The organism is Saccharopolyspora hattusasensis (genome assembly GCF_050972075.1).
Lineage (GTDB): Bacteria > Actinomycetota > Actinomycetes > Mycobacteriales > Pseudonocardiaceae > Saccharopolyspora > Saccharopolyspora hattusasensis.
The window spans coordinates 3,059,422-3,075,494 of sequence record NZ_JBPCDC010000001.1 but is presented as its reverse complement, the minus strand read 5'-3'; the positions used below and the strand labels follow the sequence as shown (position 1 = coordinate 3,075,494).

Below are 16,073 nucleotides of genomic sequence, written 5' to 3'. Positions count from 1 at the left end.
TCGCGGCGCGACGCGACGAACTGACTTCCGCCCTGCCCGCAGGGGTCCACTTTGGACACATCAACCGTGACCCGTCGGTGCCCACCCCGGCAATTCGATGCCCCGCCAGGCTCGCGCCATGCGTCTACCAGGTAAGACGACTTCTCGCTCCTGAAACCAGGCGGCGGGCCAACACATGCCACGGACACAAGCGCACTCAATCTAGGACTTTCGTGCACCCGGCGATCTTGGGCTATCGTGCCGCCGCGCTTGCTCTATCGCACGAAACGTATCGAAGAATTGATCTTCCGGCCCACTCATCTCCCGATTCTTTGATTTCTTGCATCCGGATTCCCTGCAGCGGAGAACAAGGATTCACTCGATTGCGAAGACATGACCAGAAAGTGAACACCAGTGAATTCCGTGACGTCGAGAACCTGATCGCCGATCACTATACATTGCGCATCCGCGACGCCCGCCATTGAGACGACCGGCAGGGAACATATACGAGATTCCCCGCTCGCCGGTTTCGAAGCTGGGCCGAGTGCCAGCACCCCGGCGGATGCGCCGTGATGTACGCCAACATCGGTCGTGACGCGTCGCGCGACTACCACCACGTTTCGGCCCACCACAGGAAATCCGTGGCCCGGAAGATCGAGCAGCTCGGCGTCGCCAGGATCGATCCGCGCGACCGGGCCGAAGATTCGGGTGAGTGGCAGCGGCTGCTCGATTACCAATGTCTGGTCAGGAACTCGTTCGCCGTGCAACGCGACGATACACGTGATCCGGTTTTTGAGTTGGTGTTCTCCGGTCAGTCTCACTGAGCCTTTCCGCGTAACCCTTGGTTGCTTTGTGTGATCATCTTCTGTAATGGTCATGTGGTGCGGGCGTGTTCGTGGTGGAGCAGGACCAGGGCAGCTGCGGCGATGGTGCCGATGCGCCAGGGGCAGCCGCGTTGGCGGCGTAGTGCTTTGTAGGTGGTTTTGAGTAGTGAGTTGGCGCGTTCGCCTAGGCAGCGCAGCGCGCCGTGGACTGCGTTGTAGGCCTGTTGGTCGACGGTCAGTTCCCCGTCTTTGGGTTTTTTGAATGGGATCGTGAAGGTGTCCGGGGCGCCTTCGTAGCCGAGATCGGCCAGGGCGTGGCTGCCCTCGCTGATCCAGTCGGCGACCCGCTCCAGCAGTTCGGGGTCGGCGCGGGCGGCGGTCATGTCGTGCTCGCGTCCGGGCCGCACGTCGGAGACCCATAGCGGCCACCCGTCCGGGGCGGACACTACCTGGATGTTGCCGCCGTGATGTTTGTGCTTTCCGCTCCACCACAAATCGACGTCCTTGGTCGGGCCAGGGATGGAGATCCGGTCGGTGTGGATCAACGTCCCGTCCACGATCACGAACGAATGCCCCGCCATCTTCGCCGCCAGCAACGCCCCGTGCAACGTCGGTCGGCGGGCCGCCAGCACCGCGATACCCTCGTCGCGGTACTCATACGCCGTCGACTTCGAGATCCTGTTATCCCTGGCCAACGCCGACATCCGGGTGTCGTCCAGGAACCAGCGCAACACCAGCACCGCCTGCTTGTAGGTGCTCAGCTTGCGCCGTCCCGCACGAGTACCACGCCGCAGCCGCTCGGCATGCAACAACCCGGACAAGAACAACACCGTGTCCTCGGATACGTCCAGGACAGCCTCGTATGTGACACTCATAGCAGCGCGGGTTCCCTACGAAGTTGATCTGTGGAAGGACTACTTCGTACCAGGGATCCCGCGCTCTCATGTGGACAGCCCCACACCAAACCCCAAGATCAACACAGCGCGTCACCAACCGTTACCCGGAATGGCTCAGTGATCGGCAGAACCGAGTACGACTCCGACCAAGGGCGATTCTCGAATATGCTTCGCGGCAGCCAGCTTCCTCGTCGTCTCGAACGATTCTTCGACCTCATCCGCACGGTCGTTACGCGGTTACGTCCTCAGTCTGCGGGGCGCCAGTGACACCCTGTTTGACGAGACCCAGGAGGCTTTTAATGAATTGGATGCCTTCGCGGGACCGCACGGGTTCCTTGTCGTGCACAAGGGAAAGGTGGTCGACTATTTGGGGGTGGGAACAGTCGTAGGTCGAAACCAATCAACGGCCCACGATCAGACTTACATTGCCGACTGCAGTTGGACGGCTATGGCGGACCGGCTGCACATCAGCATTGGTGAACGTGATGTCCGGCGAATCTGACGACGTGCAAACCCGCCCGTGGTCGCCAGACCCGGCATGACCCTGTCCCCCCCGGCGAACGCATGATCCGGGGGGTACCAGGTTTGGTGGCATCCGTGAACCACTGAGAACGCCGCAGCTTCGCCGAGACCGACTACTTGGCCCAGCTCGATGCCGCCTACCAGTACTTGAAGGCCCCGATCGTGTTGATCTGGGAAGGGAGCAAGGGAACCTTCCTGTCACCTGACCGCCGGCGGTGACGCCCTACTGCCGGAGCAGGAGGTTGGAGCCGTCGGCGAAGTCGATGGATGCGAACGGCGCGCCGAAGAACGCCCGGCCCAGCAGCACGTCCCGGATGCCGCGTACCGCGTTCGGCGGCTGCTCCCACCAGGTGACCAGCGGTGCCGCGGGTTGGTCGACGAATCGTGCCGGGATGACCACGGCGATGCGCTGCGTCGTGGTGACCAGCCAGGCGTAGCCGTTGCCGGCCGCCAGCACGTCCGCGACCTGCACGGCGAGCTGGTGGCCGTCGGCGGCCGTCGCCCATCCGCGAATCCCGCGGTCGTGCACCCACTCGTCGCCGACGTGTTCGCCGCGCGCGACGAGCTCGGACGGCTTGAGGTAGTCCGCCGACACCGCTTGGGCGCACTTCGGCACCGGGTTGACCGGCACGTGCGGTGCCTTCGGGCTACCGGCCACTGTGGACGCCAGGAAGCCGGGTCGGCGTTCGAAGATCCGGTGCATCGACTCGCCCTGGCGCAGCCAGCTCTGCGCGGCCACCTGTGCGAGGTCCTTCGGTGTTGTTACCAACTTCCGCCCCCGTTTCCGCGCACCAGGCCGAGGACCCGGTTCGGATCGGTTCCGGCCGGGATCCGCAGTTCGAGCCTGGAACCGTCGGCGAAGTTGATCCGCAGGTAGGAGCTGCTGCGGTTGTCCTTGTCGTAGTCGTGCCCGCGAAATTCGCGTGGCACGACGTCGTAGCCGCTGATCTGCTCGGTCCCGACGTTCGCGCGTTCGACCACCTGCGGTGTCCGGGTCTGGCCGTCGTGGTCGAAGTAGCGGCCCTTGTTGTTGATCGTGCTTCCCATTGTGCCCGCGAAGTCGTCGGCGATCTGGTAGGCGGGGCCGGTGGCCTTCTTGATCTTCTCCAGGCCCTTATCGAACCAGTTCTTGGAGCCTTCCGGGATCTCGGTCAGCTCCAGCAGCGCCAAGCGGCCGGGAGTGGCCACCAGGACCCCGGGGAGTTCTCCGGGGGAGGCCTCGCCCTGCGTGCCGGTCATCCTGACCGCGGTGGCGTCGGCACCCCGGGCCGCCACCACCGCGGTGGGCAGGTTGCGCTGATCGGCGGGTTCATCGCCCCAGGTCATCAGCGAGTTGATGCGGAAGGGCAGCGAACCCACCTGGAACGCGGCGCGGGTCAGGATGTTCCGCCGCCGCTTGCCGTGCTCGTCGAGACCATCCACTTCGAACAGCGGGATGTGGTACGGGTCGGGGAAGGCCCAGACGATCGGCTCGCTCGGCTCGCACCACCACGAGCGTGCGCTGAGGATCAGGTGGTCCAGAGTCATTCAGCTCGACGCCCCCACGAGGTCACGAGAATCCCTTCTCCTGCGCGGACTTGCTCTCCTCCGGAGTGAGCTGCCCGCTGATCCGCTGGTTGGTCTCGTCGTACATGGCCTTCGGGATCTCCTTCACGGCCTGTCCCTCGGCAGTCTCCATCACGCCGCTGACGGCAGCACCACCCAGGGATGCCTTCCCGCCGAGTGCCCCGCCGATGACCTTGCCCGCGAGGTTGGCGGCCAGCGCCTCCTCACCGGTCTTGTGCAGCCCCTGGCTCTTCATGAAGACGTTGCTCGTCTTCGAGGTCGCGAACTCGCGCAGCACCTCACCGGTGTTGGGATCCTTGACCTGCTCGATCTTGCCCTTGGAGAGCTGCCGAGTGAGCAGCCTGCCGAGCCGGCCGGACTCGCGGATCTTGTTGAGCAGTTCTTCCAGCTTCTTGAGCCACTTGTAGAGCTGGGCCTGGATCTTGGCGACCTGCGCGGCGATCCGGCCGCCGGTGATGCCGACCGATGCCGTCGTGGTGGCGCTGGCGGCACCGACCGAGGCGCCTGCGGTGATCCACGAGGCGGCGAGCGCGGCGAGCCACTGGATGATCAGGCTGATGATGAGTTCGGTCAGGATGTTGATGACGAGCTCGACGAACATGTCGAACATGTCCGCAATCCCGTCGAGCGTTTCCTTGAGTCCGCGGACGTCCTGGGCCAGCGCCTTGGTGCCCTCGCCGAATTCGTTCATCTGGTTGCGGAAGGCGTCGCCGTCCTGGCCGACCCACGACGCGGCGGTCGCCTCGGCGCGCTTGGGCTCCTGTTCGCCGACCGAGTCGAGCCACTTCGCGACCTCTTCCCAGCCCTTGCCGGTGGCCCGCATCTGCTCGGGGTCGCCGATGGCCTGCTCGGCGATCTCGATCAGCGGCGTCATCACGATCGACACCAGGAAGCCGAGGCCGTTGTCCAGCAGCGCCTGGCCCGGGTTCTGCAGGAGTTCCATCTGCTCCTGGCGCGCCGAGATGACCGCGGAGGTCCACTCGGGTGCGGCGGAGCCGTCGGCGAGGCTGCCGCCGTCGGTGTTGACCGCCGCGTCCCGGAGGCCGTACGCGGCGTTGGCGGCGGAGGAGCCGCGGGTCAGGGTCTGCTCCGCCCAGTTCTTGCGGGTGGAGTCGCCCTGGTTCAGTTCGGTGAACGTCCCTGGCCCCGTCATCCGGCAAGCCCCTCCCCGGCCTTGTTGAGCAGTTCGATGATCTGCTGCTCAGTGTCGTTGTAATCCTTGACGGTGTCGTCGAGGGACTGCTTGGTCTCGACGAGGAACTGCTGCGCCTTCTGGGCCATCTCCTGGCAGCCCTGCAGCGTCTCGAAGTACTTGTCGCTGATGCCGACGGCATTGCCGATCGGGCCGAAGCACTGGTCGTCGGTCCGGGCCTGTTCGAGCAGTTGCGCCAACTGCCCGAACTTGTCGGCCAGGCTCTCGCAGCCACCGCCGTGCCCGGACAAGGTCCCGGGCGTCATCCGCAGCTCGCCGCCCACGGCGCCTCCCTCAGTGTGAATTGACTGGTTGTCGTCTCTCTGTCGGTTTCGACGTCGGTCAGGAGCTGCCGGTTCCGTTTGATTCGCGGCGTCTTGGTGGATCTGTCTCATTGCCGCGGCCGGCGCGGTGGGCCACTCGGCGCGAGGATGGGAACCTTCCTGTCGCCTGCCGGTCCGGGGGCGTGAGCATGGGAACCTTCCTGTCATTGCCAGCCCGGCGGCGGGGCCGTGTTGCGCCGCCGCCCGGCTCGCCTTGCGGGTGGGGTGGCAGGAAGGTTCCCTTGCTCTGGTCATGGCGGGTGCTGGGGGCGATCCTGGTTCTGTGCGGGACTCGACCGTCACGACGGGGCCATCTTGTCGACCTCTTGTATCTATGTTGTGAACAACCCATGGTTCCCGTGACCGGAATGGTCTTTCCACATCCGGAAGAAGTCCTGGAGGCTGAGCATGCAGTCGACCAGCACCGAGGCCGAGCAGGCGCTCGACCAAGTCGTGCAGCGCTTCCACGCGGCACTGCCACCCAACGCGGTGATCACCGACCCGCAGCGGCTGCGCACCTACGAGTGCGATGGACTGGCGAGCTACCGAGTCGTGCCCGCCGTGGCGGTGCTGCCCGAAACCGCCGAGCAGGTCCGCCAGATCGTCCGGATCTGCGCCGAGCACCGGGTCCCGTTCGTCGCCCGCGGCTCCGGCACCGGGCTGTCCGCTGGGGCGCTGCCGCACGCATCGGGCGTGCTGGTGGTGACCTCGAAGATGCGGCGGATCCTGGAGATCGACCTCGCCAACGAGCGGGCCGTGGTGGAACCGGGCGTGATCAACCTCGACGTCACCAAAGCCGTCGCCGCGCAGGGCTACTATTTCGCGCCGGACCCGTCCAGCCAGCAGGTGTGCTCGGTGGGTGGCAACGTCGCGGAGAACTCCGGCGGCGCGCACTGCCTGAAGTACGGCTTCACCACCAACCACATCCTCGACCTGGAAGTCGTCACCCCGGACGGAGACATCGTCGAACTCGGCGGCGACGCGCGGGAAGCCCCCGGATACGACCTGCTGGGCGCCTTCATCGGAAGCGAGGGCACGCTCGGCGTGGTCACCAAGATCACCGTGCGGCTGCTGCGCAAACCCGAAGCGGTGGAGACCCTGCTGGCCGGGTTTCCATCGACCGACGAGGCGGGCGCGGCGGTGTCGGCGATCATCGCCGACGGGGTTACCCCGGCGGCGATTGAGATGATGGACGCGCTGGCCATTGAGGCCGCCGAGCAGGCCGTGCAGTGCGGCTACCCGGAAGGCGCCGGTGCGGTGCTGGTCGTCGAGCTCGACGGCCCGGCCGCCGAGGTCGCGCACACCTTCGCCGAGGTCAAGCGGCACTGCGAAGCGCACGGCGCGTTCGAGATCCGGGTCGCCGCCGACGACGGCGAGCGCGCGATGATCTGGAAGGGACGCAAGTCCGCGTTCGCCGCAGTGGGCCGCATCAGCGCCGACTACATCGTGCAGGACGGGGTGATCCCGCGGACCGCGCTGCCCGAGGTGCTCGGCCGCATTGCCCGGCTGTCCGCCGAATCCGGCGTGCGGGTCGCCAACGTCTTTCACGCCGGCGACGGCAACCTGCACCCGCTGGTGCTCTTCGACGACGCCGAACCGGGCGCGAACGAGCGGGCCGAGGCGGTCTCGAGCGCGATCCTCGACCTGTGCATCGAGCACGGCGGCTCGATCACCGGCGAGCACGGCGTCGGCGCGGACAAGGTCAAGTACATGGGCCGGATGTTCACCGCGGACGACCTCGACACCATGCAGCGCGTACGCTGCGCCTTCGACCCGGTCGGGATCTGCAACCCGGGCAAGGTCTTCCCGACGCCGAGGCTCTGCGGCGAAGTGCCCGGGCCCCGGCGCGGCGCGCATCCACTGACCGAAGCGGGATTGGCGGACCAGTTCTGATGCCCACCACAACCAAGGACGCCGCGCGCGAAGCACTCGTGGCCGCGCTCGGTGCCGAATGCGTGCGGGACGCGACGAATACCGACGCGGTGTCGGGCGTCCGCCCGCACTGGGTGTCCACTGTGGACGGAACCGAGCGGACGTCGGTCGCGATGAAGGTCGCCGCCGAGCACGGCCTGCGGATGGTGCCCAAGGGGTCGGGCAGCAAGCTCGACTGGGGCAGCGCTCCGGAGGCGGTGGACCTGCTGCTCGACGTGTCGGCCGCCAAGGGCATCGTCGACCACGCCGCGGGCGACCTCGTCGTGCACGCCCTGGCGGGAACACCGATCGCCGAGGTCAACAACACCGTGCGCGCCGCCGGGCAGCAGCTGGCGATCGATCAGCCGCTGCCGACCGCGACGCTTGGCGGGATCATCGCCACCGGCACCGCTGGCCCGTGCCGGCACCTCTTCGGCGGGGTGCGTGACCTGCTCGTCGGCATCACGGTCGTGCGGGCCGACGGCACCGTGACCACCGCCGGCGGCAAGGTCGTCAAGAACGTCGCCGGCTACGACCTCGGCAAGCTCTACACCGGTTCCTTCGGCACGCTCGGGGTGATCACCGAGGCAGTGTTCCGGTTGCACCCGGTCGCCGCCGAGCACCGCTGGATCACCGTCACCACCGACGCCCCCGCGACGGCCGCGACCGCAGCCGACATCGTCCGGCATTCCCAGGCGATGCCCACCGCGATCGAGCTCGATCGTCCCGAGCCCGCCGGACCGATCACGATCTGCGCGCAGATCGAGGGCAGGCCCAACGCCACGCACGACCGCGCGGTCGAGCTGGCCGCCGCCATCGGGCACGGCGCGGAAGTGCTGGACCAGGCCCCGTCCTGGTGGGGCCGCTACCCGTTCGACCCGGTGGGTGGGATCGGCCTGCGCCTGGGTGCGGAGCCGACGGCACTGCCCCGAGTGCTCAGCGGCGCGCAAGAAGCGGCCGCGGCGAGCGGCCTGCCGTTGGCGATACGCGGAGCGGCCGGGCTCGGCGTGCTCAACGCCGGGCTGCCCGGCGACACCGACCCCGCAGCTGTCGTCGAACTCGTCAAGGCACTGCGCACCGGCTGCGACTACGCGGTGCTGGTCCGTGCGCCGAAGGATGCCGCGATCGACCCGTGGGGGCCGATCGCACCGGGACTGCTGGCGCTGATGCGCCGCACCAAAGACCAGTTCGATCCGGAACACCGGCTCGGCCCCGGTCGGTTCGTGGGAGGAATCTGATGACCGAGACCCCGGCCCGCCCGGGCGCCTTCGACGCGCTGCACCCGCCGCAGCGCGAACTCGTCGACGACTGCGTCCACTGTGGATTCTGTCTGCCCAGCTGCCCCACCTACGACCTGTGGGGCGAGGAGATGGACTCGCCGCGCGGCCGCATCTACCTGATGAAGGAAGGGCTCGAAGGAGAGCCCATGACCGACACCATGGTCGGCCACTTCGACGCGTGCCTCGGCTGCATGGCATGCGTGACCGCCTGCCCGTCCGGGGTGCAGTACGGCACGCTCATCACCGAGACGCGGGCGCAGGTCGAGCGGAACCACCAGCGCGGACGCTGGGAACGGCTCCCGCGCACGGCGATCTTCACGCTGTTCCCGTACCCGCGCCGCCTCAAGGCGATGCGCGGACCGCTCGCGCTCTACCAGCGGCTCGGCATCGGAAACCTGCTCAAGCGGTCCGGGCTGCAGGCGTTACTGCCGGACGGGCTGCAGGTGATGGAATCCCTCGTGCCGCCCATCGGCCGCGCCCCGAAGCTGGGGCACCGGATACCGGCGCGCGGCAAGCGGCGCGCGACCGTCGGGATGATCACCGGCTGCGTGCAGAGCGCTTTCTTCCCCGACGTCAACGCGGCGACGGCACGCATCCTCGCCGCCGAGGGCTGCGACGTCGTTATCCCACCGGCGCAGGGCTGCTGCGGCGCGCTCAGCGAGCACTCGGGGCGGGAAGAGGAAGCGATCAAGTTCGCCCGCGACCTGCTCGCCACCTTCGAAGAATCCGGAGTGGACTACGTCGTCATCAACTCGGCCGGCTGCGGCTCCACGCTGAAGGAATACCCGCGGCTGTTGCAGGACGACCCCGAATACGCCGAACGCGCGGAGCGCTTCTCCGCGCGCGTGCGGGACATCGCCGAGCTGCTCGTCGAACTCGGACCGGTCGCGAAGCGGCACCCGCTGCCGGTGCAGATCGCCTACCACGACGCCTGCCACCTCGCGCACGGCCAAGGCATCCGGTCGCAGCCCCGTGAACTGCTGCGCGCGATCCCCGAGCTTGAACTCAAGGAGATCAACCGCGGCGAACTGTGCTGCGGCTCCGCTGGCGTCTACAACCTGCTCCAACCGGAGCCGGCGCGCGAGCTCGGCGACCGAAAGGCCGAGAACGTCCTCGCCACCGGAGCGAAGCTGCTGGTGACGGCGAACCCGGGCTGCTCGATGCAGATCCGCACCGCGCTCGAGCGCCGCGGCGAGCACCTCGCGATGGCGCACACCGTCCAAGTGCTCGACGCGTCCATCCGTGGCCAGGGCGTCGAAACCCTGCTGCGCGACTGAACGACACCCCCGCGAGGTCGGCGACCCGATCGCCGGCCTCGCACCCACTTCGCCACCACCGGCCAGCCGCCTAGCCGAGGCACGTCGGGTGTGAGCATGGGAACCTTCCTGTCGTCCCGGACGTGAGCATGGGAACCTTCCTGCCATCGAGCGCCAGGAGGTCGGGTCTTGGTTGCGCAGACGGGCCGGCGCCTAGCCCCGGAACCGAACCGGCCGGAGGTTTCCCATGCCCACAAGACCCGCACCAGCCAACAGCAAAGTCCCCGGCCGAAGCCGGGGACAGCTGTACATTCCGCGAAGATTGCCAAAGTAAGCTGGTCGGACCCTACGCCGGGTCCACCCAGTGCGCCATGCCTCCGGTGCGTCCGTCGGAGTTGCTGAGGACGGCGGCGGCGCCCTGCCCGATGCGGTACGAGTGGAGCGTCACGACGTCCCCGGCCTTGAAGGTGTACAGGAACGTCCGCCCGATGGTGTCCTGGCTTGCCTGACTCGAGCCGTGGATGCCGGTAAGTGCTCACTGCCGGAGATGGGCGCGCCGTTGTTGAACAATGCTGTGTGGACATACAGCGTTGAAGTGTTCGCTGCCCCCGAGCCAGGGCGGCGCGATGTTCGACCACGCCAACGCCCAATCACTGTTGGCAGAGTGCCACGACCGCAAGACCCGGACCGAGAACGCCGAGCGCCAACGGAAGACCTGATGAGCGCTGCGGGCGCCCGGTAGGCCGTTCTTGGAGGTGCTAACAGAAACGGCGTGGTTCGGTGTGCCGGTCGTTCCTGAGGTCACGTACGCGGCTTGGAGCGTGTTGAGAAGGGGTTCACAATTTGAGAATTTAAGAACGCCTCCACCCCGACTAGGTCGGCGCCCTGACGAGCCGCAGAAGCAAGGAGACCGATGAGTACGACAGATGACGTGGACTCCTTACTGCGGCTGGTGCCGCCACCGGACGCCGGCGGCACCGTAGTCGACTGGCACCGGATGGCCAAGTACTGGGACGGCCGTTCCCGCCCGACTACCAGCGGTTCATGGACGTGTCGGGGCCGGTGTCGTCCAGGACTTCCTGGTGATCCTGGGGCCGGAGCCGAAGGCGCCCACAATGCAGTTCGACGGGATGCTGGAGGAGACGGCGAACGCCGAGGACACCTGGCAGGACGCTTTTAAGGCCCCCGAACTGGAGGGCGCGTCACCGCTGCTGATCACCTGGGGCGTCACCGCCAGCGCCGACCTCATGTGCTGGGACGCCGCCAGCGACGACCCGGCTGAGTGGCCCGTCCTGGTATTCAACCGGGGTGAGATCCAGTTCGACCGGTACAACTGCGGTATGGCCGCGTTCCTCACCGGGGTACTGCGGGAGGACTTTCCCAAGTGCCCGCTCAGCGACGTCACTTTGTGGGGGCGCGGCGAAGCGTCTTTCCAGAAGAGCCGCCGCTGAGTCCGTTGAAATTCCTCAAACACGCTCTCTAGGTAAGGCCTTCGTTACCGGCTACGACGAGGAAGCCGTGTGGACCGTCGAGGTGAACAACGACGGCACCGTTGGGCTCTACTGGGAACGACCGCCCACTACGGCAGTGTCTACGTGAAGGACCAGTTGGCCTACATCGACCCCATGCGCGGAGAGTCCCGGCCGTGGACGCTCGAGCCCGCTGGCGACGGTGAACAGTTCTTCATCCGCAATCCCGGCACCGACGACTACTGGCAGACTTCCGGCACAGACTTCTCCCAGATCGCGGTGTCACCCGACAACGAGGGCACCAGCAGGTTGGCGATTACATTCAGTCCGACCTCCAACCAGAGCTGAGCACCAGCGCACTGCGCCCCGCATCCGTTCGCCGGGTGCGGGGTGGATTTGCCTTTCCGGGCGTTCTCAGCGGGTTGCGGCGACCGCCTGTTGCAGGCGCCATGACGCGTAGTTCCGAGCGAGCCGTGCCCAGGTGCTGCATCCCGGGCCCGTTCTTCGTGGCGGCCCAGTATGACCACATGCCCGCCAGGTACGCGGCGAACGAGATCAGGTGGTCGCCGGTGGCGTCGGCGAACGCGGACAGGTTGGCATCGGCCCAGGATTCCGCTGCGCCGGGCTCGTGGCCCGCTTCGACCAGCCGCAGCACCAGAGACGCGCCGTCGATCCACGGGGCCGCCGCGCCGGGAAAGACCCAGTCGATCACGTGCACACCGTCCGGGCCGATGCGGAAACTGCTCGCCATGCAAGTCGGTGTGTGCGAGCCGGTCTCCGTGAGCCAACTCAGACAAGGTGGTAGGACTGGAAGCAGGTGACTGGAGACCTGCTCAGCTGCTCGTGAAGCATGTTTGCCCGATATCTGCCCCATAAGAGGGGCTTGCGGGCAGGCCAAGAGCACCTTGACTGTGACAGTGTTGGTGTCACACTCTGAGTGGAGCACCTGCCGCAACGAGGAGGCACGCCACAAATGTCCGAGGCGTTCGTCTACGACGCGATCCGCACACCACGCGGTCGCGGCAAGAACACCGGGTCGCTGCACGGGGTGAAGCCGATCAGCCTGGTCGTGGGCCTGATCCAAGAGCTGCAGCGCCGCCACCCGCAGCTGGATCCCGCGCTGATCGACGACATCGTGCTGGGCGTGGTCTCGCCCGTCGCCGACCAGGGCGGCGACATCGCCAAGACCGCCGCGCTCGCCGCGGGCCTGCCCGACACCGTCAGCGGTGTGCAGCTCAACCGCTTCTGCGCCTCCGGCCTGGAGGCGGTCAACATCGCCGCCCAGAAGGTGCGCTCCGGCTGGGAGGACGCCGTGCTCGCCGGCGGCGTCGAATCCATGTCCCGGGTGCCGATGGGCACCGACGGCGGAGCCTGGGCGATGGACCCCGAAACGAACTTCGCCACCTCCTTCGTGCCGCAGGGCATCGGCGCCGACCTGATCGCCACGATCGAGGGCTTCGACCGGACCACTGTCGACGCCTACGCGGCCGAGTCGCAGAACCGCGCCGCCAAGGCCTGGGCCGACGGCCGCTTCGCCCGCTCCGTGGTGCCGGTGACCGACCGCAACGGCAGCACCGTCCTCGACCGGGACGAGCACATCCGCGCGAACACCACGGTCGACAGCCTCGGCGGGCTGAAGCCGTCCTTCGCCGACATCGGCGAGCTCGGCGGATTCGACGCCGTCGCGCTGCAGAAGTACCACTGGGTGGAGCGCATCGACCACGTGCACACCGCCGGGAACTCCTCGGGCATCGTCGACGGTGCCGCGCTGGCCTTGATCGGCGGCGAAGCCCTCGGCGAACGCACCGGGCTGCGCCCCCGCGCCCGGATCGTCGCCGCCGCCCTCAGCGGCGCCGACCCGACGATCATGCTGACCGGGCCAGGCCCGGCGGTGCGCAAGGCGCTGGGCAAGGCAGACCTGAGCATCGACCAGATCGACCTGATCGAGATCAACGAGGCCTTCGCCGCGGTCCCGCTGAAGTTCATGAAGGAATTCGGCGTGAGCCACGACAACGTCAACGTCAACGGCGGGGCCATCGCCATGGGCCACCCGCTGGGCGCCACCGGGGCGATGATCCTGGGCACCCTCATCGACGAGCTGGAACGCCGCAACCTGCGCTACGGCCTGGCGACGCTGTGCATCGGCGGCGGCATGGGGATCGCGACTGTCGTCGAACGGATCGGCTGAAGGACACATCACACATGAGCGAGCAGAACACCATCCGCTGGGAGTCCGACGCCGACGGCATCGTCGTGCTGACCCTGGACGACCCGCAACAGCAGGCCAACACCATGAACGAGCGCTACCAGCGCAGCATGGCGGAAACCGTGCAGCGGTTGGAGGACGAGCGCGACAACATCACCGGCGTCGTCCTAACCTCCGCGAAGAGCACCTTCTTCGCCGGCGGTGACCTCCGCGAGCTGGTCCAGGCCCGGCCCGGCGACGCCGAACGGGTCGCCGAGACCATCACCGGCGTAAAGCGGCAGCTGCGCCGCCTCGAAACCCTCGGCGTGCCGGTGGTCGCCGCGCTGGGCGGCACCGCCCTCGGCGGTGGCCTGGAGATCGCGCTGGCGTGCCACCACCGCATCGCGCTGAAGAACCCCAAGGCCCGTTTCGGGTTCCCCGAGGTCACCCTCGGCCTGCTGCCCGGCGCCGGCGGCGTGGTCCGCACGGTCCGCCTGCTCGGCATCGCCGACGCGCTGCTCAACGTGCTGCTGCAGGGCCAGCGGCTGCGGCCCGAGAAGGCCGCGGAGATCGGCATCGTCGACCAGCTCGTCGACACGCCGGAACAGCTGCTGACCGCCGCCAAGGAATGGATCAAGGTCAACCCCGACGCCGCACAGCCGTGGGACCGGCCCGGGCACAAGATTCCCGGCGGCACACCGTCGAACCCGAAGTTCGCCGCGAACCTCCCGGCGTTCCCCGCCAACCTCCGCAAGCAGCTCAAGGGCGCGCCGCTGCCGGCCCCGCGCAACATCCTGGCCGCCGCGGTGGAAGGCGCGCAGGTCGACTTCGACACCGCGCTCACCATCGAGGGCCGCTACTTCGTGGAACTGGTCTGCGGCCAGACCGCCAAGAACATGAGCAAGGCGTTCTTCTTCGACCTCCAGCACATCAACTCCGGCGGCAGCCGCCCAGCCGGTGAACCCGAGTGGCGGGCACAGAAGGTCGCGGTGCTAGGCGGCGGCATGATGGGCGCCGGTATCGCCTACGTGTGCGCCAAGGCCGGTATGGAGGTCGTGCTCAAGGACATCTCGCTGGCCGCGGCCGGGAAAGGCAAGGACTACTCGGCGAAGCTGCTGGAGAAGGCCGTCGCCAAGGGCCACTCGACGCAGGCCAAGGCCGACGAGCTGCTGGCCCGGATCACGCCCACCGACCAGCTCGAACCGCTGGCCGGCTGCGACCTGGTCATCGAAGCCGTCTTCGAGGACCCGAAGATCAAGCACCAGGTGTACGCGGAGGTGCAGGACGTCGTCGAAGGCGACGCGCTGATCGCCTCCAACACCTCCACGCTGCCGATCACCGGCCTCGCCGAGGGTGTGCGCCGCCGCGAGGACTTCATCGGCCTGCACTTCTTCTCACCGGTCGACAAGATGCCGCTGGTGGAGATCATCTGCGGCGAGCACACCAGCGAGCGGGCCTTGGCGCGCGCGTTCGATGTCGTGCAGCAGATCAACAAGACGCCGATCGTGGTCAACGACAGCCGCGGCTTCTTCACCAGCCGCGTCATCGGCACCTTCGTCAACGAGGGCGTGTCGATGCTCGCCGAAGGCGTGCACCCGGCGTCCATCGAGCAGGCCTCGGCGCAGGCCGGGTTCCCGGCGCCCGTCCTGCAGCTTTTCGACGAGCTGACCCTGACGCTGCCGCGCAAGATCCGCGACGAGACCAAGCGCGCCGTCGAGGCGGCCGGCGGAACCTGGACCCCGCATCCGGCAGAGCAGGTGCTCGACCGCATGGTCGACGAGTTCGACCGCAAGGGCCGTTCCAGCGGCGCCGGTTTCTACGACTACGTCGACGGCAAGCGGGTCGGGTTGTGGCCGGGCCTGGTCGAGCACTTCGGCACGGCCGAGCGGGATCCGGCCGAGGTGAGCCTGACCGACCTCACGGAGCGGATGCTGTTCGTGGAGGCGCTGGAAACCGTCAAGTGCCTCGACGAGGGCGTGCTGCGGTCGGTCCCGGACGCCAACATCGGATCGATCCTCGGCATCGGGTTCCCCGCCTGGACCGGCGGTGTCGTGCAGTACATGAACGGCTACCCGGATGGGCTGGCCGGATTCGTCGCGCGCGCCCGGGAACTGGCCGAACGCTACGGGCAGCGGTTCGAGCCGCCGGCCTCGCTGGTCCACCGGGCCGAGGCGGGGGAGCCGTTCGACCTCGGTGAACCCGACCCGGCCATCGTCGCCGCTACGGCGGCGTGATGCGCGAGCCGGCGTAGACGCCGAACTCGTCGAGCAGTTCCTCCTCCACCAGCAGCGCGGAGCGGGCCGGCTTGCCCTGGACGGCGGCGACGGCCGTGGTCAACGCCTGGACGACCGAGGTGAACGCGGTCAGCGACCGCTGCACCGACACCCCGGTCGTGTCCAGGTAGAAGGCGTGGTCGGCGTCGCCGGCCAGGGGCGAGGCCGGGTTGTCGGTGAGCGCGATGGCCGTCGCGCCCCGGCGCTTCGCCCAGCCGAAGGCCCGCACCGTGTCCGCGCTGTAGCGGTGGATGGAGAGCGCGACGAAGCAGTCCCCGTCGCGGACGCGGCGCAGTTCGTCGGTGAGCATGCCGGGGTTCTGCGGCAGCGTCGCGACGTCGTCGCGCACCATGCCCAGCAGGTAACCCAGCAGGAAGGGTGCCTGGTCGAACGCCAT

16 protein-coding genes are annotated in these 16,073 nt (G+C 67.8%); 9 read left to right on the top strand and 7 right to left on the bottom strand.

The genetic code is table 11. The annotated features are described in order from the left end of the window. Nucleotides 1-212: 212 nt before the first annotated feature. Together ACRXBZ_RS13875 and ACRXBZ_RS13870 are read left to right on the top strand one after the other, a co-directional pair. The gene (locus ACRXBZ_RS13875) at nucleotides 213-464 is read left to right on the top strand and encodes a hypothetical protein (protein ID WP_433879484.1); all 252 of its coding nucleotides are present in this window, start codon (nucleotides 213-215) and stop codon (nucleotides 462-464) included. A gap of 87 nt (nucleotides 465-551) precedes the next feature. Next, nucleotides 552-803, top strand: a complete 252-nt coding sequence (locus tag ACRXBZ_RS13870) for a hypothetical protein (RefSeq protein ID WP_433879483.1) — start codon at nucleotides 552-554, stop codon at nucleotides 801-803. A gap of 50 nt (nucleotides 804-853) precedes the next feature. On the opposite strand, the gene ACRXBZ_RS13865 is transcribed toward ACRXBZ_RS13870, so the two are convergent. The 5 genes from ACRXBZ_RS13865 to ACRXBZ_RS13845 form a co-directional block, all read right to left on the bottom strand. Continuing rightward, entirely contained in the window at nucleotides 854-1,678 is an 825-nt protein-coding gene (locus ACRXBZ_RS13865) for a transposase family protein (RefSeq protein WP_433879482.1), read from the bottom strand. A gap of 766 nt (nucleotides 1,679-2,444) precedes the next feature. Further along, nucleotides 2,445-2,960, bottom strand: coding sequence for a hypothetical protein (locus tag ACRXBZ_RS13860; RefSeq protein ID WP_433879481.1), 516 nt, complete (start codon nucleotides 2,958-2,960; stop codon nucleotides 2,445-2,447). 23 nt (nucleotides 2,961-2,983) lie between these two features. Next, entirely contained in the window at nucleotides 2,984-3,748 is a 765-nt protein-coding gene (locus tag ACRXBZ_RS13855; RefSeq protein WP_433879480.1) for a hypothetical protein, read from the bottom strand. A gap of 22 nt (nucleotides 3,749-3,770) precedes the next feature. After that, nucleotides 3,771-4,940 (bottom strand): WXG100 family type VII secretion target, encoded by a 1,170-nt coding sequence (locus ACRXBZ_RS13850; RefSeq protein WP_433879479.1) that lies wholly within the window; start codon nucleotides 4,938-4,940, stop codon nucleotides 3,771-3,773. Continuing rightward, a complete protein-coding gene (locus ACRXBZ_RS13845; protein ID WP_168585170.1) occupies nucleotides 4,937-5,263 on the bottom strand; it encodes a hypothetical protein in 327 nt (108 codons plus the stop codon). Before ACRXBZ_RS13845 ends, ACRXBZ_RS13850 begins: the two co-directional genes overlap by 4 nt. Nucleotides 5,264-5,710: 447 nt before the next feature. Here ACRXBZ_RS13845 and ACRXBZ_RS13840 point away from each other — a divergent pair, with 447 nt between their 5' ends. The 5 genes from ACRXBZ_RS13840 to ACRXBZ_RS13820 all read left to right on the top strand — a co-directional run bounded on the left by ACRXBZ_RS13840 (nucleotide 5,711) and on the right by ACRXBZ_RS13820 (nucleotide 11,566). Continuing rightward, nucleotides 5,711-7,195: an FAD-linked oxidase C-terminal domain-containing protein gene (locus ACRXBZ_RS13840; RefSeq protein WP_433879478.1), complete on the top strand. Its 1,485-nt coding sequence runs from the start codon at nucleotides 5,711-5,713 to the stop codon at nucleotides 7,193-7,195. Further along, entirely contained in the window at nucleotides 7,195-8,451 is a 1,257-nt protein-coding gene (locus tag ACRXBZ_RS13835) for an FAD-binding oxidoreductase (RefSeq protein ID WP_433879477.1), read from the top strand. The genes ACRXBZ_RS13840 and ACRXBZ_RS13835 overlap by 1 nt, the downstream gene beginning before the upstream one ends. Further along, entirely contained in the window at nucleotides 8,451-9,770 is a 1,320-nt protein-coding gene (locus ACRXBZ_RS13830; RefSeq protein WP_433879476.1) for a (Fe-S)-binding protein, read from the top strand. The genes ACRXBZ_RS13835 and ACRXBZ_RS13830 overlap by 1 nt, the downstream gene beginning before the upstream one ends. A gap of 1,061 nt (nucleotides 9,771-10,831) precedes the next feature. After that, on the top strand, nucleotides 10,832-11,200 hold the full coding sequence (locus tag ACRXBZ_RS13825; RefSeq protein ID WP_433879475.1) for a hypothetical protein: 369 nt from the start codon (nucleotides 10,832-10,834) through the stop codon (nucleotides 11,198-11,200). 69 nt (nucleotides 11,201-11,269) lie between these two features. Beyond that, complete coding sequence (locus ACRXBZ_RS13820; protein ID WP_433879474.1) at nucleotides 11,270-11,566, top strand: hypothetical protein; 297 nt, start codon at nucleotides 11,270-11,272, stop codon at nucleotides 11,564-11,566. Here the strand turns inward: ACRXBZ_RS13820 and ACRXBZ_RS13815 are convergent. Beyond that, complete coding sequence (locus ACRXBZ_RS13815; protein WP_433879473.1) at nucleotides 11,541-11,969, bottom strand: hypothetical protein; 429 nt, start codon at nucleotides 11,967-11,969, stop codon at nucleotides 11,541-11,543. The genes ACRXBZ_RS13820 and ACRXBZ_RS13815 overlap by 26 nt on opposite strands. A gap of 222 nt (nucleotides 11,970-12,191) precedes the next feature. Between ACRXBZ_RS13815 and ACRXBZ_RS13810 the strand changes: the two genes are divergently transcribed. Beyond that, nucleotides 12,192-13,406 (top strand): acetyl-CoA C-acetyltransferase, encoded by a 1,215-nt coding sequence (locus ACRXBZ_RS13810; RefSeq protein WP_433879472.1) that lies wholly within the window; start codon nucleotides 12,192-12,194, stop codon nucleotides 13,404-13,406. Between the two features lie 14 nt (nucleotides 13,407-13,420). Continuing rightward, nucleotides 13,421-15,637, top strand: a complete 2,217-nt coding sequence (locus tag ACRXBZ_RS13805) for a 3-hydroxyacyl-CoA dehydrogenase NAD-binding domain-containing protein (RefSeq protein ID WP_433879471.1) — start codon at nucleotides 13,421-13,423, stop codon at nucleotides 15,635-15,637. On the opposite strand, the gene ACRXBZ_RS13800 is transcribed toward ACRXBZ_RS13805, so the two are convergent. Next, nucleotides 15,624-16,073, bottom strand: coding sequence for a MurR/RpiR family transcriptional regulator (locus tag ACRXBZ_RS13800; protein WP_433879470.1), 450 nt, complete (start codon nucleotides 16,071-16,073; stop codon nucleotides 15,624-15,626). The two genes, ACRXBZ_RS13805 and ACRXBZ_RS13800, sit on opposite strands and share 14 nt — an antisense overlap.